Genomic DNA, 18973 nt, shown 5'->3' with positions numbered 1-18973 from the left:
GGCCAGTGTTCAGACCTTGGAAAGGTCGGAGCGCCGGTTGTCCTTCTTGTAGGGCGCCGGAGCCACCTTCGCGCGAATGTGCTTCTGCCGACGTCCGGGTTCGCCCCAGACCACGACGACTTCGGTGCCGATCTCGGAATGATCGACGTCGATGGTGCACAGTGACAGCATCTCGCGGAAGAAGTAGCTGTATCCCCGCGACGTGGTCACGCCGACGTCCTTGCCGCCGCCCAGCACGCGGTCGGCGTACATGAAGCCGCGCTGGTCGCGGGGCATTTCCATGTACTGGTAGGGCACCTGCTCCTTCTGGAAGAGCGAGGCGTGGACATCAGCCACGTCGTCTCCGTTCCAGACCAACGTGCGGATCACGCGCCGCGGATTGGCGACTTCTTCCTCGAGGGCCGCGCGCCCGATGAATTCGTGGTCGAACTTGATGTTCTTGCCCCAGCCGAGTTCGACCGGACTTCGGTACCAAGCCCGGATGTCATCCGACTGGAAGCTGCCGGCGATGTTGAACGTGGACGCGAAGCCCGGCATCGCTGCGCGGAATTCGTCCTGATAGTCCTTCATGTCCTCATCGAAGATCGCAGGCATGTAGTCAGTTACGATCGTCGGGAAGCACGCTTCGAGGTGGTTGATGAAGATCGCCCGGCCGCCAATGCGGCGGAGGCCGAACTCCTGGCCGGCGGCGACAATAGCGTCGTAGACAGCCGCAGCCTGCTCCATGGGGCCTTGCAGTTCGAAACCGATCTCGCCCGACATACCCTGTCGCAGCGCAAGCATCTTGCAGCCGGCGATCTCGATCTCGCCCGAATGCATGAACTTCACGTCCCTCAGCGACTGCTTCGAGACCTTCTCAAGCAGCGCCACGGACGTCGGCCCTTGGACCTGGAAATTGAACCAGTCGTCGGCTGCGGATATGACGTTGTAGTCGCCGCGGCGACGCACGTAGTCGACCCAGAACGTGCCGCGCCCGAACAGCATGAATTCGTCGTCGGACAGGCGCGTGAGGATTCCCTCCGCAATGACCTTTCCCTGTTTGGTGGTATGGACGACGTGTTTCGACTGCCGTATGTCGAACTTCTGGAAGCTGTTGACGGAGGTGTCCGAGAACAGCTTCAGGGCATCGGGTCCCTTGAAGCGCCGCTCCCAGAGGAACGACCAGTCGCCGAGCGCGCAGGTTTCCTTCCAGGACATGCTCTCGTCGATCCAGTCGGTATATTCGGGAAGGCCCCAACGCGAGGTGAAGTAGCCTTCGGGCGTCCTGCGCATGCCCTTGGGTGTGAGCATTGATGGTTCTCCGTTCTGCTCAGTTGGCGAAAACAATGGTCCGTTCGCCGTTGATGATGATGCGGTCCTCGAGGAAGAGATGGACCGCGCGCGAGAGGACCCGGCGCTCGATGTCGCGCCCCTTGCGGACCAGATCTTCCGGCGTGTCGCGGTGGCTGACTCGTTCGACGTCCTGTTCGATGATCGGACCCTCGTCGAGATCGCTCGTTGCGAAGTGCGCGGTCGCCCCGATGAGCTTCACGCCGCGCGCATGCGCCTGATGATAGGGCCTGGCTCCCTTGAATCCCGGCAGAAAGCTGTGATGAATATTGATGCAGCGGCCATGGAGATGGCGCGCAAGATCGTCGGAGAGGATCTGCATGTAGCGCGCAAGGACGACGAGATCGGCTTTCGTCTCCTCGACGAGCGCCTTGATCTGCGCTTCTTGCTCCACCTTCGTTTCCTTCGTGACCGGAAAGTGATGGAACGGAATATCGCCCACCAGGCTGACGGTGAGCGCCGAGCGCGGATGGTTCGAGACAATCCCGACGATGTCCATGTCGAGCTCGCCGAGCCGATGGCGGTACAAGAGATCGCCAAGACAGTGATCGAATTTGGAGACGAACAGCAGGACCTGCTTGCGTTCGGCTTGGGACCGGAGCTTCCATTCCATTCCGAATTTCCGGGCGATCGCCTCGATTCCGCGCCGCGCCGCCTTCGCGCCCCCTTCTGAGAGAGTGACGCCGATCCTCATGAAGAAGCGTTCGCTTACGATCTCGTCGACCTGCGCGGCCTCGACGATATTACCGCCGTTTTCAAACAGGCAGCGCGAGACATCGGCCACGATTCCCGGCACGTCGCGACACGACAGGGTGAGGATGTATTGCGTATTCGATGCAGTTTCAGCGTGCATAAGCGGGCGATTCCTCGCAGCCACGGGCGATCGATTCCAGCGGCACCGACGTAAGGTGAGCGGATGTTTGAAGAATGAGAGGTGGACCGAGAAAGTGCGGCTGAGAGGCCTGAGCCTCCCGGGGGGCTACGCCTCTGATTTCACTCCCAAAGTCGCCTCTACGGGACGTTACAGAGGCACCATTGCGCAGAACGCCGCCATTGAAAATCCGGTATTATCCAATACAAGCTATCAGCATTATGGATATCAGACGGCTCGATCTGAACTTGCTTCTCCTGCTCGACGGGCTCTTCCGCGCCCAGAACCTGTCGGCGGTCTCTCGTCAGCTTGGAATGAGCCAGCCGATGGCCAGCGCTGGCCTACGAAAGCTACGGGACTTCTTTGGCGATCCCTTATTTCTGTCGACAGGGCGCGGAATGCGGCCGACGCCATTTGCGGAATCGATCGCCGAAGCGGTGCGTACAGTGCTTTCGACGGTCGACGAGCAGATACTGCGCAAGCCACGCTTCGTACCGGAAGAGAGTGACCGCGTATTTACGGTCACGACCTCGGACATCGGCGTTCTGATCTTCATCCCACCGATTCTCCAACGCATACGCATGATGGCTCCCGGAGCAGGCCTGCGATGCGTACCGACGTCCCACGAACAGCTGGAGGACGCGCTCGAAAACGGCGAGATCGATCTGGCGATAGGCTACTTTCCGGACCTCCTCGGCCCGAATATTGTGACCGAAGACCTCTTCGATCACCCCTTCACCTGCATTGTTCGAAAGGACCATCCGACGATCGGTGACACCCTGTCGCTTGAGCAGTTTCTCACGGCGGACCATATCGTCGTGAACCAGCAGGGGCGCAGTCAGGAGATATTCGAAAGGCGGGTCCGGGAACTCAAGTTGCAGCGCCGGGTCGTCCTACACTTGCCGCATTTCATGAGCGTGCCGCAATTGATCGCGACGAGCGACATGATCTCCACCGTGCCGTTCTCGCTCGGGGCCTGGTACGCAGACGCGGGTCTCAAGCTTCTGCCGCCGCCGGTCTCCATACCTCTGATCCAATTGAAGCAGCACTGGCACCGCCGGATGGACAACGAACCCGCCGTCCGCTGGCTCCAATCGATCGTGGCCGAGGAGTTGCGTCACCGCGATCCCGCGCTGGCCATGTCGGCCGATTATGCCAAGTCCCGTGCCAAGGCCGCGGAGCCCGCTATCGCGGGGCGGTCAGTGTCCGAAGGGACGTCGCTGCGTCGGTGATCTACGAATGCTATCGTGAATGACAGCCGATCCCTCAGTCTGGCCGTGCGCCGTTAGAGCGCGATGACTTTTCTTCGAATCGTCATCCCGCTCTAGCTCTTTGTTTGAGCATGATCTTTTTCGGAGAACCGGTGTCCACTTTCCGGATCATGCTCAAGATGAGGACAGCTCGACCGATGTCAGGTCTCGGATCTCGCGATCAAGACCGGACTGTGCGTAGTCTCAGTAGGCGCGCGCGAAGTCGCCCTCTTGCTTGATGTCGGTGAACACCGGAAAGCGAGCCTTCCACGGGGTTCCCTTGGCCGTCGTCAGATCGTTGAGACGCTCGAGCACGGCGAGGCCATCCTTTCAGCGCAGCCGTCGCTGCCGAAAACGCCATGGCCTCGCGCACATCAAGGCCGACGCCGATCGCAAGCGCATAGGCGCCGTGAAAGACGTCGCCCGCGCCGGTGGTGTCGACGACGTCGACGGCAAAGGCGGCCTGGCGGTGCAGGCGGCCGCTCTCACGCCAGTCGCGGGCGGGAACAGCCGATCGATGACATGCCGAGCGCCACTCAAATTGAAATCTGGACCCGCCGCACCGGCGGAGGAAAGTAGATGTCAGTGGACCAGTTCAGATGCAGCCAACAAGAGCGCGCCAGACCCGTAGAGCTGGGTGTCCGCGATCTGAACGGCATCCGGCCTGTCGCCAATCTGCTGCACGCGGCCGAGCCGGCCGTTGACCGTCGCCGATGCCAGAGCCCGCCAGCCTTGTTCAATCACTGGACTAAATCGCCTTGCGTCAAGAAATCCCATCCGCACCCCGGCGGCCAGGCCGTAGGTCAGCAATCCAGTGCAACTGGACTCCGGGGTGCCGACCTCGGGCGGAGCGAGCAACGACGTGGACCAGAAGCCATCCGGGCGCTGCAGGCTCGCTACGCGATCTGCGATCTCGACGAACAGGTTGACGTATTTCTCGCGTAGCGGGTCGCCGGGACGAAGCTCTCGTAGGATGTTGGCAAGCCCAGCGAGCACCCAGCCATTGCCGCGGCCCCACAATATCTTTTCGCCATGCGCGCCAGTTTTCCCGATGAAGCGGCTGTCGCGGTAGAACAGGTGCTCCTGGCTATCGAACAGGAAGTCTTTCGTGGCCCAGAATTCCCTGTCGGCATAGTCACGGAAGCGCTGGTCCTTCTGGATGCGCGCAATGCCGAACCATGTCGCCGGCCCCATGAAGATGGCGTCAGACCAGCACCATCGCTGCAGGCACTTTGCGTTGTCGAATTCGAGCGAGACCTGTGGCGGGTGCTGCAGGATGTATTCCAGCCGCTGCACGGTCGGCTCGATCATGCGTCGATCGCCGAAATGATCATAGGCGGCAATGTAGACCTGCCCGATGGCATGATCGTCCGCAAGGTAGATCGGGGGCGCCCAGTCGCTGTTGCCGATCTGCCAACCGGTGCGCTCTCCAAGCTCTCGGATCACGTCGAAGTACTTCATCTGACCTGGTGTCGCGGCCCATCTTGCGAGACCGATATAGAAGGCGGCGCGTGTCCAATCTGTCTCAGCCGCCTGGGGTACTTCATGAAAGTGCGACATTTGCCAGCTCGCGACTTGCTGGGCCGTAGTGCGCACGATTTCCGGCGCAACTGAAGCAGTGAGCAGGATGGCCATCAGCGCAACTGCCTTCATGCTCCGGCTCCTGACGTTCCTAACTACTGACTACCATCGGCCTATCGGCGGATCGTACCGCGGCGCGACGGCACAGCGCTATCGTAACAGTAACTTCGCTTTTAGCCCTTTGCAGCAGTGGGACGGCTTGCGAAAATCCGGTTTGCGCCACGAGACGCGCATGGCGTCGATTGGTCGGCGCCGATTACTTTCGTCGGCGCCGTGTTCGTTTTAGGGGACCCAAGTTCGATTTGGTTAGCCGCTTCGCATTCGCTGCGACGCGTCGTCGATACCGACGAACTATGTCATCTCCCGAAGCTCCAGACATCAACCTTGTGCCGGCTTCGACGGCCGCATCGATCTTTTCGCTGATCATACGTTCGGCTTCGCGCCGGGCCCCGCTGCCACCCAACATCAGCTTCATCAGCCGCAGCGCAATCACATGATTGGCCTCAACCGCCAGCATCGTCAAAGAATTGAACCTTCGCCGCCCCCTCAATCGCCGCATTACCAACTCCCCTACTGGACCATTGACCCACGGAGAACTCGCGCGACCTCTATCGGGCTCCGATGGCGGCGCCGCGGTCGCTACCCAGTATATGCGCCGTGCTTAAGAGAACAAACGTTCCCGTGCCCCGACGCAGCCCGAAATGGGCACGAGATGGCCGCTGGCGCTCCTCCTTCCAAATGTCACCACACGACTGCCACGCGAAGAACAAAGCCCAACCGCGAATCCAGCGCAAAGATGGCGGAGGCTTGCAGCCTAGTTGATATTTGAGATCCGGAGCGATTCCAATGTTGAGTGCGGATGGGAATAAACCGGTCGGAAAATCCAGCCAGCGTAAGGGGAAGACAGGACAGCAGCGCAAGAAGGTCGAGCCGAGCAAGGAAGCCCGCGCACGACAAGTTCCCGAGCCGGCGCCTGTGGCGGTCCAACTGGAGGACGCCCGTGAACAAATCAATGAAGCTGAGCAGATCAGCGAGGAGGTCCAGTTCAACGAGCCGATCAGCGCACCGGTCGCGTCGATCGAAAGCGCTTCGGTCGAGGCTTCCGCGACTGATACCGTCCCCGCCCTCCCCACCGTAGCGGCCGAGCCCGTCGCCGTCAGCGTTGCAACGATCGCCGATGCCTACAGCGACTACACCAGGAAATCGCTGAACCAGACCTTGTCCTTCCTGGAGAAGCTCGCGGCCGTCCGCTCGCTCGACAAGGTGTTCGAGCTTCAGACGGAATTCGCGAAGCAGGCTTTCGAGACTTTCATCGCCGAGTCGGAGAAAATCAGCAGACTCCACGGCGAATTGGCCAGGCAGAGAGTCTTGGGCTTCGAAGGGTTCGTCGCCAGGATCACCCAAACCACACTGGAGCTGCGCGCTACGCGCCACTAACTGAGTTCTAATGGCTGATCATCCAGGGGCGCGCGGTCGGAAAGCCCTTGGCGCCGGTCTTGCTCTTGGTCACCAAGCGCGCCGGCTTCTTGCCGGAGCAGCAGCCGCAGCCGGGGCCGTGTGAGGCCTTGTACTGGTCGAGCGTCTTCGGCGCGTGCGCGCTGCGCTCATTGGTGGCGTGGGCCTTGCGCTTATCGGAGGGCATGCAGAAGAAGCTCGGGGCGGTCAGGATGACGCGCGGCGATTCCGCTTCGCATTGCGGGCAGTCTTGCGGCAGGTCGCATTCGGACATCGGCCGCATGTCCTTGAACGGGCCGCACTCGTTGCAGAGATATTCGTAGACGGGCATTTTGTTTCCTTGCGCGGTCGGACTGACGTTGCGGCGGATGCGGGGCGGCAAATACGCGTCGTCCCGCATCCATCGCGCAGGGAGCTACTTGTCCGGCGAGATCGGCATCTGGATGTCGCCCGTGATGTGCTTGATCGGACCGGCCGACGACGGCATCACGTCGAAATCGAAGATCTCCGTCGGCAGCCACAGCGTGGCGCAGGCATTGGGCACATCGACCACGCCTGAGATGTGGCCCTGGCACGGCGCAGTGCCGAGGATCGAATAGGCCTGCGCGCCGGAGTAGCCGAACTTCTTCAGGTACTCGATCGCGTTGAGGCAAGCCTGGCGATAGGCGATGTGGACGTCGAGGTAATGCTGCTTGCCGGCTTCGTCGACCGAGATGCCTTCGAAGATCAGGAAGTCCTTGTAGTTCGGCGTGATCGGCGACGGCTTGAAGATCGGGTTCTTGATGCCGTACTTCGCGACGCCGTCCTTGATGATTTCGACCTTGATGTGTAGCCAGCCGGCCATCTCGATCGCGCCGCAGAAGGTGATCTCACCGTCTCCCTGGCTGAAGTGCAGATCACCCATCGAGAGGCCGCCGCCGGGCACATAGACCGGGAAGTAAATCTTCGAGCCACGCGAGAGGTCCTTGATGTCGCAATTGCCGCCATGTTCGCGTGGCGGCACCGTGCGCGCGCCCTCCGCGCCAATCTTCTCCTTGACCTCGCCCTTGGCACGGCCGCCATGCGCGGTCGGACCAAACGGCGGGTTGGCAAGCCCGGGCACGCGGGTCGGGTTGGTTGCGATCAGCTCGGCCTCGCGCGCGTTCCAGGTCGCGAGCATCTTCGGGTCCGGCAGGCAGCCGATCAGGCCGGGATGGATCAGGCCGGCGAAATTGACGCCGGGCACGTGGCGCGATGAGGTGTAGAGACCCTTGATGTCCCAGATCGATTTCTGCGCCAGCGGGAAATGATCGGTGAGGAAGCCGCCGCCGTTCTGCTTGGAGAAGAAGCCGTTGAAGCCCCACAGGCTCTCCTTCAGCGGGCCGACGTCGAGCAGATCGACCACCAGGAGGTCGCCGGGCTCGGCGCCCTTGACGCCGATCGGACCGGAGAGGAAGTGCACGATCGAGAGATCGATGTCGCGCACGTCGTCGGCGGAATCGTTGTTCTTGATGAAGCCGCCGGTCCAGTCATAGGTCTCGATGATGAAGTCGTCACCGGGATTGACCCACGCCACAATCGGGATGTCCGGGTGCCAGCGGTTATGCACCATGTCGTTGTCATAAGCCGATTTGGTGAGATCGACTTTGATGAGTGTCTCTGGCATTAAAAGCTCCCCTTCTTACTTGCCTTGGTTAAACGGACAGATATTTCGAGATCTGGACGGCATCGACTGCATCGCGCGGATCGTCGCGGACGATTTCGCCGTTCTCGATCACCAGCACGCGGTCGGCGATGTCGAGGGCAAAGCTCAGCACCTGCTCGGAGACGACGATCGAGAGGCCACGCTCGTCGCGGATGCGCTTCAAGGTGCGCGCCATCTCCTTGATGATCGAGGGCTGGATGCCTTCGGTCGGCTCGTCCAGCAGCAGCACTTTCGGCTTGGTGGCGAGCGCGCGGGCGATCGCGAGCTGCTGCTGCTGACCGCCGGACAGATTGCCGCCGCGGCGGTTCTTCATCTCGAGCAGCACCGGGAACAGTTCGTAGATGTCGCCGGGCACCTCGGACTCGCCGTGCACGACGAGGCCGGTCTCGATGTTCTCCTTCACCGTCATGGTGGAGAAGATCATGCGGCCCTGCGGGACATAGGCAAGCCCCTTCGCCACCCGCTCATAGCTTTCGAGCTTGTTGAGCTCGGTGCCGTCCATGGTCACCGAACCGCTCTTGGCCGGCAGAATGCCCATCAGCGACTTCATCAGCGTGGTCTTGCCCATGCCGTTACGGCCCATGATCGCCACGATCTCGTTGGGCGCGACCGAGACGTTGAGGCCGTGCAGCACCTCGCTCTGGCCGTACGCAACGTGAAGATCGGAGATTGCCAGCATGATCGCCTCCTAGAGCCGGATGCTTTTCTTCACCTCTCCCGTAGGGAGAGGTCGGCGCGTAGCGCCGGGTGAGGGAATCAGGTCCCACGAGAGCGCGAGCCCCCTCACCCGGATCGCATCTTTCGATGCGATCCGACCTCTCCCCGCTGGGGAGAGGTCGACGGTGCGCGTGGCGGCGGCTATGCGAAACGTCATGCTCAATGTCCGAGATAGACTTCGATGACCTTCGGATCGTTCTTGACGTGCTCCATCGTTCCCTCGGACAGGATCTGTCCCTGGTGCAGCACGGTGACCTTGTGGGCGATGTCCTCGACGAACTTCATGTCGTGCTCGATGACGAGCACGGAGCGGCCCTTGATGATGCGGTTGAGCAGTTCGGCGGTCTTGGCGCGCTCGGATACGCTCATGCCGGCGACAGGCTCGTCCAGCATCAGGAGGTCCGGATCCTGGATCAGCAGCATGCCGATCTCCAGCCATTGCTTCTGGCCGTGACTCAACTGGTCGGCGTAGGTGTCGAGGCGGTCCTTCAGGAAGATCATCTCGGCGACTTCCTCGACGCGCTGTTTCACGGTGGCGTCGCGCTGGAAGGTGAGCGAGCCGAAGACGGTGCGGCCGCGCGGGAAGGAGATTTCGAGGTTCTCGAACACGGTGAGGTCCTCGAACACCGACGGCGTCTGGAACTTGCGGCCGACGCCGGCCTGCACGATCTCGTTCTCGCGCAACTTCGTCAGCTCCTTGCCGCGAAACTGGATCGAGCCTGACGTGGCTTTGGTCTTGCCGCAAATCAGGTCGAGCACGGTGGTCTTGCCGGCGCCGTTGGGACCGATGATGACGCGGATCTCGTTGTCCTCGACATAGAAGGAGAGATCGTTGACTGCCTTGAAGCCGTCGAAGGAGACGGTGAGGCCGGAGACCGCGAGCAGGAAGTCCTTGGGCTGATGACCGATGAGCATGACCACTCCTCACTCCGCCGGTGCGCCGTCGGCGACGGGGAAGCCGTTGCCGGGTTTTGATTTCCGCGAGGCCAGCAGGCGGTCGATATGCGGCTGGACATAGTCCTGCCAGATGCCTGAGAGCCCGTTCGGGAACGCCAGCACCACGGCGATGAACAACGCGCCGAGGCCAAACAGCCAGAGCTGCGGGAAGGATTCCGACAGGCTGGTCTTGGCAAAGTTCACCAGCAGCGAACCCCAGACCGCGCCGAAGATCGACATCCGGCCTCCGACGGCGGTGTAGATCACCATCTCGATCGACGGCACGATGCCGACGAAGGACGGCGACATGAAACCGACTTCGAGCGTGAACATCGCGCCGCCGATTGCGGCGAAGATCGCGGCGGCGCAGAAGGCAAAGATCTTGAAATTGGCGACGCTGTAGCCGGAGAAGCGGACGCGGTCCTCTTGCTCGCGCATCGCCACCAGGATGCGGCCAAGCTTCGTCAGGCGGATGAACTGTGCGGCTATGATGCAGGCGAACAGCAGCACCACCTCGATGAAGTAGAGGATGAACTTGGCATGGTCGGTGCGGATGTCCCAGCCGTGTAAGGTGCGCAGATCGGTGATGCCGTTGATGCCGCCGGTGTAGCCCTGCTGTCCGACGATCAGGATGGTCATGATCGCGGCGATCGCCTGGGTGATGATCGCGAAATAGACGCCGCCGACGCGCCGCTTGAACATCGCCGCGCCGATGATGAAGGCAAAGATGCCGGGTACCAGCATGATCGCGATCAGCGTGATCGGGAAGCTGTGGAACGGCTTCCAGAAGAAGGGGAGCTGCGTGAGCTGATTCCAGTCCATGAAATCGGGAATGCCCGGTGTCGACTGGATCTTGGTGTTCTCAACGCTGGAGGCCTCGAGCTTCAGGTACATCGCCATGCAGTAGCCGCCGAGGCCGAAGAACACGCCCTGCCCCAGGCTCAAAATGCCGCCATAGCCCCAGCACAGCACGAGGCCAATTCCGACGAAGGCGTAGGTGAGATATTTGGCGACCAGGTTGAGGCGGAAGATATCCAGCGACAGCGGCAGGATGACGAAGAGGAGGAGCGCGAGCGCGACGAAGCCGATCAGCTCGGAGCGATTGAAAAAGCGCGAGTTGATGATCATGACCAGAGCCTGCTTGTTCTTATTTGCGGACCTTGAGTGCAAACAGTCCCTGCGGCCGCATCATCAGGATCGCGACGATCGCCAACAGGGTGAGCACCTTCGCCATCGAGCCCGACAGGAAGAACTCCATGGTCGACTGCGCCTGCGAGATGGTGAAGGCGGACGCGATTGTGCCGACCAGCGAGGCCGCTCCGCCGAACACGACGACAAGGAACGTGTCGACGATGTAGAGCTGGCCGGCGGTCGGTCCCGTGGAGCCGATCATGGTGAAGGCCGAGCCCGCGATGCCGGCGATGCCGCAGCCGAGGCCGAAAGTGTAGCGGTCGACCTTCTCGGTGTTGATGCCGACGGCGCCGGCCATCACGCGGTTCTGCACGACGGCGCGGACCTGACGGCCCCAACGCGACCAGAACAGCACATAGGCGACCACGATGGTGATCAGGACGGTCAGCCCCATCACGAACATGCCGTTAATCGGAATCTGGATCGCGTCGGTCGCCTGCCAGGAACCCATCATCCACTCCGGCAGTTCGACGCCAACCTCGCGGGCGCCGAACACCGAGCGATAGGCCTGCTGCAGGATCAGGCTCAGACCCCAGGTCGCAAGCAGCGTATCCAGCGGGCGCTTGTAGAGATGGCGTATCAGCGCCCATTCGACGAGCATGCCGAGCGCGCCGGAGGCGACGAACGCCAACGACATCGCGACGAAGAAGTAGCCGGGAAACAGCGCGGGCAGATATTGCTGGAAGGCGCTCGACGTCATCCAGGTGACGTAGGCGCCGAGGATCATGAACTCGCCATGGGCCATGTTGATGACGCCCATCTGGCCGAAGATGATGGCGAGCCCCAGCGCCATCAGCACGTAGACCGAGAACAGGATCAGTCCGGCGAAACCTTGCATCGCGAAGATGGCGCCGAGATCGCTGAGCGAATAGTCACCGAACATGATCCGTCCTCTGCATGGGTCAGGCCTGCGCCCGCGCGTGGCGCGTGCGTTGGCGATCGCGTGGGCCGACTGGCCCACGCCGCTTGCGAATTGGGAGAAGCCCTCAGCCGAGGCGCATTCTCACTGGTAGCCCTTCGGGAACGGATCGGGCTCTACGAGATCGGCGGTCTCGTAGATCAATTCATACTGGCCGTCCGCCTTGGCGCGGCCGACGCGCGTCTTCGACCAGAGGTGATGGTTCTCGTGGATACGGACATAGCCTTCCGGCGCGCCCTTGAACTCGACGCCCGGCGAGGCCGCCGCGACCTTGTCGATGTCGAAGCTGCCGGCCTTCTCCACCGTCAGCTTCCACAACCACGGGCCGAGATAGGCAGCCTGGGTGACGTCACCGATCACCGTTTTCTCGCCCCACATCTTCTTGAAGGCAGAGACGAAGGCCTTGTTGTTGGGATTGTCGAGCGACTGGAAATACTTCATGCAGGCATAGGCGCCTGCGATGTTTTCACCGCCGATGCCGTCGATCTCGTCTTCGGTCACCGAGATCGTCAGCAGCGTCTGCTTGGAAAGATCGATGCCGGCCGCCTTGAGCTGCTTGTAGAAGGCGACGTTGGAGCCGCCGACGATGATGGCGTAGATCACGTCGGGCTTTGTCAGCTTGATCTTGTTGATCACAGAATTGAATTGGGTGTGGCCGAGCGGGAAGTATTCCTCGCCGACCACCTTGGCGCCCTGCAAATGGCCCTCGATGTGCTTGCGCGCGATCTTGTTCGAGGTGCGCGGCCAGATGTAGTCGGAGCCGAGCAGATAGAACGTCTTGGCGCCCTTGGTCTTGTTGACCCAGTCGAGGCCCGCGATGATCTGCTGGGTAGCTTCCTGGCCGGTGTAGATCACGTTCTTGGACTGCTCGAGGCCTTCATAGAAGGTCGGGTAGTAGAGCATGCCATTATACTGCTCGAACACCGGCAGCACCGCCTTGCGCGAGGCCGAGGTCCAGCAGCCCATCACGGCGGCGCATTTGTCGTTGACGAGGAGCTTCTTCGCCTTCTCGGCGAAGGTCGGCCAGTCGCTGGCGCCGTCCTCCTGGATGAACTTGATCTTGCGGCCGAGCACGCCCCCGGCGGCATTGATCTGCTCGATTGCCAGTTTTTCCGCTTCGACCGATCCGGTCTCCGAGATCGCCATGGTGCCGGTGACGGAGTGCAGGATGCCGACGGTCACTTCGCTATCGGTGACGGCAAGGCCAGTGGTATTGACCGCGGACGTTGCCGGAGCCTCTGCGAACGAGGCGCGCGGAAGCATCGAGATGGCTGGCAGCGCCGCCATTCCCATCAGTAGCTTGCGCCGAAGCGGCGACTTCAGGCCCGGTTTCTTTTCGTCTGACATGAGCACCCCAGTGGTTCGAGAACGCGCTTAATGGTCAGGCGAGGATTGCCCAGATTTGTGCAGCGCACTGATACGCAAGATTGCGTATACTGCACCGCAAAATAGCGACGTAGGTTCTGGTACGGGATTTGCGAGCAGGACGGGCGGGATTACCGGGCGGGACCGACGTCGGCTCAGGAGGTGGGGAATTGGCAGGGCGGCAGCGGATAGACCGCGTCAGGCGCCAGTATAATCAATGGGTTGCCAACCAGACGCTGGAGGATTATGCGCTGCGCTTCACCGCAAAGAGCGCGCGTCGCTGGTCCGCCGGCCGTGTTGCCAACACCGCGCTGGGCGCGATCTCTTTCCTGGCGCTGGAAGCGATTGGCGGCACCATCACGCTGAACTATGGCGCGATGAACGCGACCGCGGCCATCCTCGTGGTCAGCGCCATCATCTTCTGCTGCGGACTGCCGATCGCCTATAACGCCGCCAAGTTCGGCATCGACATCGATCTCTTAACCCGCGGCGCCGGCTTCGGCTATATCGGCTCGACGATCACCTCGCTGATCTACGCCTCGTTCACCTTCATCTTCTTTGCGATCGAGGCGGTGATCCTGGCGACCGCGCTCGAAATGTGTTTCGGCATCCCGCGGCCGATCGGCTATGTCATCAGCGCAGTCGTGATCATCCCGCTGGTGGTCTACGGCATCACCCTGATCAGCCGTTTCCAGTTGTGGACGCAGCCGATCTGGATCGTGCTGCATATCCTGCCCTTTGCCGCGATCGCCTACGCTCATCCGCGCTCGTTCATCGAATGGCGCAATTTTTCCGGCGAGCATGGCGACCCATCCGGCCAGCTCGACCTCTTGCTGTTCGGCACTGCGGCCTCCGTGGTGTTCTCGCTGGTGGCCCAGATCGGCGAGCAGGTCGACTTCCTCCGCTTCCTGCCACGCGACCGGCGGACGTCGCGGCGAGCGTGGTGGATCGCGCTGCTCAGCGCAGGGCCCGGCTGGATCGTCCTCGGCGCCCTGAAGCTGCTGGCCGGATCGTTCCTCGCCTTCTTCGCGCTCAGCCACGGCGTCTCCTATGAGCACGCCGCCGAGCCCGCCAACATGTACCTGGAGGCCTATCGCTACGTGCTGTCGCAGCCGGATCTGGCGCTGGCGCTGACGGGAACGTTTGTGATCCTGTCGCAGGTCAAGATCAACGTCACCAACGCCTATGCCGGCTCGATCGCCTGGTCGAATTTCTTTTCCCGCCTCACCCACAGCCATCCCGGCCGCGTGGTCTGGCTGGTCTTCAACGTGGTCGTTGCGCTGCTGTTGATGGAGATCGGCGTCTACAAGGCGCTGGAGCAGACACTCGCGCTCTATTCCAATGTCGCGATCGCCTGGGTCGGTGCGCTCGTTGCCGACCTCGTCATCAACAAGCCGCTGGGCCTGCGGCCGCAGCACATCGAGTTCAAGCGCGCGCATCTCTGCGACATCAACCCGGTCGGCGTCGGCGCGATGCTGATTGCGACCATCGTCTCGATCAGCGCCTTCTACGGCGTGTTCGGGCCAACGGCCAAGGCGCTGTCCGCCTTCGCCGCGCTGGCGGTGGCGTTTATCGTTGCGCCGCTGATCGCCTGGGCTACCGACGGCAAATACTACATCGCGCGCAAGCCGAAACGGAGCTGGCAGAACCTCGAGCAGATCCAGTGCTGCATCTGTGAGCATTCGTTCGAGCCCGAAGACATGGCCGCCTGCCCCGCCTATGCCGGCCCGATCTGCTCCTTGTGCTGCTCGCTCGACGCGCGCTGCCATGACCTGTGCAAGCCGCATGCGCGCATCCAGTCGCAGGTGTCGGAGACATTGGGCAAATTGCTGCCGCAGCCGATCTATGCCCGCATCAATTCGCAGCTCGGGCATTATCTCGGCGTGTTCGCGGTCTCGGCGGGCCTTGTCGGGCTGGTGCTCGGGCTGATCTACCTGCAGACCTCGGCCACCGTGCAAGCCGGCAACCTGTTGTCGGACGTGCTGTGGAAAGTGTTCTTCGCGCTGATCATCATCATCGGCGTGGTGGCCTGGCTGTTCGTGCTGGCGCAGCAGAGCAGGCGCGCGGCGGAGGAAGAGACCCGACGGCAGACCGCGCTGCTGATCCAGGAGATCGACGCCCACAAGCGAACCGACGCCGAACTGCAGCGCGCCAAGGAAGTCGCCGAGTCCGCCAACCTCGCCAAGAGCCGCTATGTCGTCGGCCTGAGCCACGAATTGCGCTCGCCGCTGAACGCGATCTCCGGCTATGCGCAACTGCTGGAGCAGGACAATACCCTGCAGACGCGCCCGCGCGAACAGGTCCGCGTGGTCCGTCGCAGCGCCGACCATCTCTCCGGCTTGATCGACGGCATCCTCGACATCTCCAAGATCGAGGCCGGCCGGCTTTATCTCTCGCGCGACGAGGTCCGGCTGAACGATTTCCTCGACCAGCTCGTCGGCATGTTCCGTCTGCAGGCAGCCGGGAAAGGCATCGATTTCGTGTTCAAGCGGCCGGCGGTGCTGCCGGTCGTGGTCTATGCCGACGAGAAGCGGCTGCGGCAAATCCTGATCAACCTGCTGTCGAACGCGATCAAGTTCACGCAAACCGGCCACGTGCAGTTCGTCGTGCACTACCGCAGTCCGGTCGCCGAGTTCGAGGTGATCGACACCGGCCCGGGCATCCAGCCCGACGATCTCGAACGCATCTTCGCGCCGTTCGAACGCGGCGCGCTCGGCGTCTCGCAGCCGCAGACTGGCACCGGTCTCGGGCTCACCATCAGCCGGCTGCTGGCGGGCGTGATGGGCGGCGACATCAAGGTGACCAGCACCGTCGGCACCGGCAGCACCTTCCGCGTCAAGATATTGCTGTCGGAAGTGACAAACCCGCGGCGCAGCGCGCCGACCGATGCGCCGGTCTATGGCTATCATGGCCCGCGCAAGACCGTCCTGATCACTGACGACGATCCGACCCACCGCGATCTCTTGCGCGAAGTGCTGGCGCCGCTCGGCTTCATCCTGCTCAGCGCGCCCGATGGTCCCGGGTGCCTCGCGCTAGCGCAGCATTGCCGGCCCGACCTGTTCCTGCTCGACATCTCCATGCCCGGCATGGACGGCTGGACTGTTGCCGAGGCGCTGCGCTCGGCCGGCCATCACCAGGCACGCATCCTGATGATCTCGGCGAGCGCGCTGGAAGCGCATGGCGCCCCGCTCGCGCAACCGTTCCACGACGGCTACCTGATGAAGCCGATCGATATCCCGCGCCTGTTAGAGACCATCCGCCTGCTGCTCAAGCTCGACTGGCAGCACGATGCCGACGAGGTGCCCGTGCCGCAGTGGCAGCCGGAGAGCGGCTCGCGGCCGCCGGTGAAATATATCGAGGAACTGATCGGCCTCGGGCAATTGGGCTATATCCGCGCGATCCAGCTCAAGCTCGACGAGATCGGCACTGAACATCCCGAGCATGCCGACTTCGTCTCAGAGATGCGCTCATTGGTCGATCGCTTCGACCTCGATCAGTACATGGCGACCCTGAAGGCGCTGCACAGTTATGACCACTGAAAGCAAGAAGCGCGACGTCGCGCTCGTCGTCGACGACTCGCCGGAGACGCTGCGGCTCCTCACCGACGCGCTCGACGGTGCCGGCATGACCGTGATGGTGGCGCTCGACGGCGCCTCCGCGATGCGGATCGTCGACCAGATCACGCCCGATATCGTGCTGTTAGATGCGGTCATGCCCGGCATGGACGGTTTCGAGACCTGCCGCCGGCTCAAGCGCGATGCCGGGCTCGACCATGTGCCGATCATCTTCATGACGGGCCTCGCCGAGACCGAGCACATCGTGCGCGGATTGGAAGCCGGCGGTGTCGATTACGTGACCAAGCCGATCGTGGTGCAGGAAATGCTGGCGCGCATCCGCGTCCACCTCGCCAATGCGAGACTGACGCAGAGCGCCCGCGCTGCGCTCGACGTCTCCGGCCGCTATCTTCTCGCGGTCAACGGCCACGGCAAGATCCTGTGGGCGACGCCGCAGGCGCAAAGGCTGCTGTCGGACACGCTGGCGGAGGACGGCGACGACCTCGCGCTGCCCGATCCGATCCCGCAATGGCTTGAGCAGACGCAGAAGGGAAAGGCTGCAGCGAAGACCACGACCATGGCCTCGTTTCCAGCCAACGAGCAATTGCGGCTGCAATATATGGGTAAGCTTGGCGTCAACGAATTCCTGCTGCGGCTGGCGAAGGACACCAGCGCCGACATGCCGGCGGAATTCTCCAGCGAGCTCGGCCTCACCACGCGCGAGGGCGAGGTGCTGTCATGGCTCTCCAAGGGCAAGACCAACCGCGACATCGCGCAAATCCTGGGGCTCAGCCCGCGCACAGTCGACAAGCATCTGGAGCAGATCTATTCCAAACTCGGGGTGGAGAACCGCACCGCGGCCGCGGCGATTGCGGTGAATGCGAGGAACAGGAAGTCGTGAGGCGTTCGCGCCGTGGTGCAGCGCTCCTCCTTTCCGTCATGCCCGGACTTGTCCCGGGCATCCACGTTCTTTGGTGCAGCTCGGAAGAGCGCGGATGGCCGGGACAAGCCCGGCCATGACGGCGTGGCTACATTTCCCATCTTCTTCAGCCGAGCACACTGATATCCGCCACCAGCACCGTGCCCGTCGCGGACTCCGTGATGTAGAGCCGGTCGCGGTTCTCGCCGCCAATGACGACGTTGGTGACGGCATTCCCTGCGCAGGACTTGATACGCGCGATCGGCTCGCCTGACGGTGCGAACACGAAGACGTGGCCGAGCGAGACATGGGCGACGAACAGCCGGCCGGCTTTATCCATTGTGATCCCATCCGGACCGCCGGGGCCGAACATCGAGCAGAAACGGCCGACCTTCGACACGCTGCCGTCCTTCATGAACGGCGCGCGCCACACCGCGTTGTCGCGGGTCATCGCGACGAACAGCACCGCCTCGTGCGGATCGAGCACCAGACCGTTAGGGCTGATGCCGGTGTTGATCAGGCAATCGAGCTGCCCGCTCGCGCGCAGGCGATAAACCCGGCCGCTCGGATCGTGCAGCCCGGTCTGGCCCTGGTCGGTGAAATAGATGTCGCCGTTGGAGGCGATGTGCAGATCGTTGCAGCCGCGGAAGGATTCCGAATTGCGCGAGGTCAGTACCGGAAGCATCCGCCCTGCCCGCGCGTCGAGCTCCATGATGCCGTGCCGGTAGTCGGCGACAAGGGTGCGGCCTTTGGAATCGATCTTCAGCCCGTTCGGCCATCCCTGATATTCGACGGCCAGCGACCATTTCTTATTTGGCGAAATTTTGAAGATGCGGCCGAAGGGGATGTCGACAATGTAGAGATTGCCGTCGGCGTCGAAGGACGGCCCTTCGATAAAGCAATCGGTTGGCTGACCCGGGCGGTTGGCATCGGCCCACTCGGTTGACTGCTTGCGGCGGAATTCGTCCGGCATGGCGGAGAAGATCGTGGTCTCGATCAATTTCGGCGGCGTTTCCAGATACAGCATTTCTTGGTTCACCCGTTAGCGGAACGGACGGCACCATAGAGGACGTCGGGCGGGATGTCGTCCCTCGTACGTGCATCGCACGTCCCCTCAGACCTCATCCTGAGGAGCTTGCGTAGCAAGCGTCTCGAAGGATGGGCCACGGGCGAGATCGGGGCCTCATGGTTCGAGACGGCGC

General features: G+C 62.3%; 15 protein-coding genes and 1 pseudogene. 4 read left to right on the top strand and 12 right to left on the bottom strand.

From position 1 onward, the window contains the following. Positions 1–9: 9 nt before the first annotated feature. Positions 10–1290 carry a glycine cleavage system protein T gene (locus YY7_RS0109885; protein ID WP_028163092.1) on the bottom strand — a complete coding sequence of 427 codons (1281 nt, stop codon included), beginning with the start codon at positions 1288–1290 and terminating at the stop codon, positions 10–12. Positions 1291–1309: 19 nt separating this feature from the next. Then, complete coding sequence (purU, locus tag YY7_RS0109880) at positions 1310–2182, bottom strand: formyltetrahydrofolate deformylase (RefSeq protein ID WP_035689738.1); 873 nt, start codon at positions 2180–2182, stop codon at positions 1310–1312. Positions 2183–2364: 182 nt separating this feature from the next. On the opposite strand from purU, the gene YY7_RS0109875 reads away from it, so the two are divergent. Continuing rightward, the gene (locus YY7_RS0109875) at positions 2365–3432 is read left to right on the top strand and encodes a LysR family transcriptional regulator (protein WP_245287234.1); all 1068 of its coding nucleotides are present in this window, start codon (positions 2365–2367) and stop codon (positions 3430–3432) included. Positions 3433–3778: 346 nt separating this feature from the next. Here YY7_RS0109875 and YY7_RS57945 read toward each other — a convergent pair. Both YY7_RS57945 and YY7_RS0109865 read right to left on the bottom strand, forming a co-directional pair. After that, positions 3779–3943, bottom strand: a pseudogene (locus tag YY7_RS57945) (PfkB family carbohydrate kinase); the annotation flags it as partial. 89 nt (positions 3944–4032) lie between these two features. Further along, on the bottom strand, positions 4033–5103 hold the full coding sequence (locus tag YY7_RS0109865; protein ID WP_028163089.1) for a glycoside hydrolase family 88/105 protein: 1071 nt from the start codon (positions 5101–5103) through the stop codon (positions 4033–4035). Positions 5104–5877: 774 nt separating this feature from the next. Here YY7_RS0109865 and YY7_RS57940 point away from each other — a divergent pair. Further along, complete coding sequence (locus YY7_RS57940; RefSeq protein ID WP_028163088.1) at positions 5878–6468, top strand: phasin family protein; 591 nt, start codon at positions 5878–5880, stop codon at positions 6466–6468. 7 nt (positions 6469–6475) lie between these two features. Here YY7_RS57940 and YY7_RS0109850 read toward each other — a convergent pair whose 3' ends face one another. From YY7_RS0109850 to urtA, 7 genes are all read right to left on the bottom strand, one after another. Next, positions 6476–6817: an FmdB family zinc ribbon protein gene (locus YY7_RS0109850; protein WP_028163087.1), complete on the bottom strand. Its 342-nt coding sequence runs from the start codon at positions 6815–6817 to the stop codon at positions 6476–6478. 84 nt (positions 6818–6901) lie between these two features. Further along, on the bottom strand, positions 6902–8131 hold the full coding sequence (gene fmdA / locus YY7_RS0109845; RefSeq protein WP_028163086.1) for a formamidase: 1230 nt from the start codon (positions 8129–8131) through the stop codon (positions 6902–6904). Between the two features lie 28 nt (positions 8132–8159). Beyond that, the gene (gene urtE, locus YY7_RS0109840) at positions 8160–8849 is read right to left on the bottom strand and encodes an urea ABC transporter ATP-binding subunit UrtE (protein ID WP_028163085.1); all 690 of its coding nucleotides are present in this window, start codon (positions 8847–8849) and stop codon (positions 8160–8162) included. A 197-nt stretch (positions 8850–9046) separates the two neighbouring features. Next, positions 9047–9802 carry an urea ABC transporter ATP-binding protein UrtD gene (gene urtD, locus YY7_RS0109835; RefSeq protein WP_028163084.1) on the bottom strand — a complete coding sequence of 252 codons (756 nt, stop codon included), beginning with the start codon at positions 9800–9802 and terminating at the stop codon, positions 9047–9049. A gap of 9 nt (positions 9803–9811) precedes the next feature. Then, positions 9812–10951, bottom strand: a complete 1140-nt coding sequence (urtC, locus tag YY7_RS0109830; protein WP_028163083.1) for an urea ABC transporter permease subunit UrtC — start codon at positions 10949–10951, stop codon at positions 9812–9814. A gap of 19 nt (positions 10952–10970) precedes the next feature. After that, positions 10971–11897 carry an urea ABC transporter permease subunit UrtB gene (gene urtB, locus YY7_RS0109825; RefSeq protein WP_028163082.1) on the bottom strand — a complete coding sequence of 309 codons (927 nt, stop codon included), beginning with the start codon at positions 11895–11897 and terminating at the stop codon, positions 10971–10973. Between the two features lie 120 nt (positions 11898–12017). Then, entirely contained in the window at positions 12018–13280 is a 1263-nt protein-coding gene (gene urtA, locus YY7_RS0109820) for an urea ABC transporter substrate-binding protein (RefSeq protein ID WP_028163081.1), read from the bottom strand. A gap of 188 nt (positions 13281–13468) precedes the next feature. Here urtA and YY7_RS0109815 point away from each other — a divergent pair, with 188 nt between their 5' ends. Both YY7_RS0109815 and YY7_RS0109810 read left to right on the top strand, forming a co-directional pair. Then, positions 13469–16837: a hybrid sensor histidine kinase/response regulator gene (locus YY7_RS0109815; RefSeq protein WP_028163080.1), complete on the top strand. Its 3369-nt coding sequence runs from the start codon at positions 13469–13471 to the stop codon at positions 16835–16837. Then, positions 16827–17753: a response regulator transcription factor gene (locus YY7_RS0109810; protein WP_028163079.1), complete on the top strand. Its 927-nt coding sequence runs from the start codon at positions 16827–16829 to the stop codon at positions 17751–17753. The genes YY7_RS0109815 and YY7_RS0109810 overlap by 11 nt, the downstream gene beginning before the upstream one ends. 145 nt (positions 17754–17898) lie before the next feature. On the opposite strand, the gene YY7_RS0109805 is transcribed toward YY7_RS0109810, so the two are convergent. Further along, positions 17899–18798: an SMP-30/gluconolactonase/LRE family protein gene (locus YY7_RS0109805; RefSeq protein ID WP_028163078.1), complete on the bottom strand. Its 900-nt coding sequence runs from the start codon at positions 18796–18798 to the stop codon at positions 17899–17901. Positions 18799–18973: the final 175 nt, after the last annotated feature.

The organism is Bradyrhizobium elkanii WSM2783 (assembly GCF_000472865.1).
GTDB lineage: Bacteria > Pseudomonadota > Alphaproteobacteria > Rhizobiales > Xanthobacteraceae > Bradyrhizobium > Bradyrhizobium elkanii_A.
The sequence above is the reverse complement of the archived record's forward strand: the minus strand, read 5'-3'. Positions and strand labels throughout refer to the sequence as shown.

What these genes read in the sequence shown, in the direction of transcription:
- urtE (WP_028163085.1), bottom strand. Translation starts at nt 8,849, where the DNA reads ATGCTGGCAATCTCCGATCTTCACGTTGCGTACGGCCAGAGCGAGGTG.
- YY7_RS57940 (WP_028163088.1), top strand. Translation starts at nt 5,878, where the DNA reads ATGTTGAGTGCGGATGGGAATAAACCGGTCGGAAAATCCAGCCAGCGT.
- YY7_RS0109865 (WP_028163089.1), bottom strand. Translation starts at nt 5,103, where the DNA reads ATGAAGGCAGTTGCGCTGATGGCCATCCTGCTCACTGCTTCAGTTGCG.
- purU (WP_035689738.1), bottom strand. Translation starts at nt 2,182, where the DNA reads ATGCACGCTGAAACTGCATCGAATACGCAATACATCCTCACCCTGTCG.
- YY7_RS0109805 (WP_028163078.1), bottom strand. Translation starts at nt 18,798, where the DNA reads ATGCTGTATCTGGAAACGCCGCCGAAATTGATCGAGACCACGATCTTC.
- urtA (WP_028163081.1), bottom strand. Translation starts at nt 13,280, where the DNA reads ATGTCAGACGAAAAGAAACCGGGCCTGAAGTCGCCGCTTCGGCGCAAG.
- YY7_RS0109885 (WP_028163092.1), bottom strand. Translation starts at nt 1,290, where the DNA reads ATGCTCACACCCAAGGGCATGCGCAGGACGCCCGAAGGCTACTTCACC.
- urtB (WP_028163082.1), bottom strand. Translation starts at nt 11,897, where the DNA reads ATGTTCGGTGACTATTCGCTCAGCGATCTCGGCGCCATCTTCGCGATG.
- fmdA (WP_028163086.1), bottom strand. Translation starts at nt 8,131, where the DNA reads ATGCCAGAGACACTCATCAAAGTCGATCTCACCAAATCGGCTTATGAC.
- YY7_RS0109810 (WP_028163079.1), top strand. Translation starts at nt 16,827, where the DNA reads ATGACCACTGAAAGCAAGAAGCGCGACGTCGCGCTCGTCGTCGACGAC.
- urtD (WP_028163084.1), bottom strand. Translation starts at nt 9,802, where the DNA reads ATGCTCATCGGTCATCAGCCCAAGGACTTCCTGCTCGCGGTCTCCGGC.
- urtC (WP_028163083.1), bottom strand. Translation starts at nt 10,951, where the DNA reads ATGATCATCAACTCGCGCTTTTTCAATCGCTCCGAGCTGATCGGCTTC.
- YY7_RS0109850 (WP_028163087.1), bottom strand. Translation starts at nt 6,817, where the DNA reads ATGCCCGTCTACGAATATCTCTGCAACGAGTGCGGCCCGTTCAAGGAC.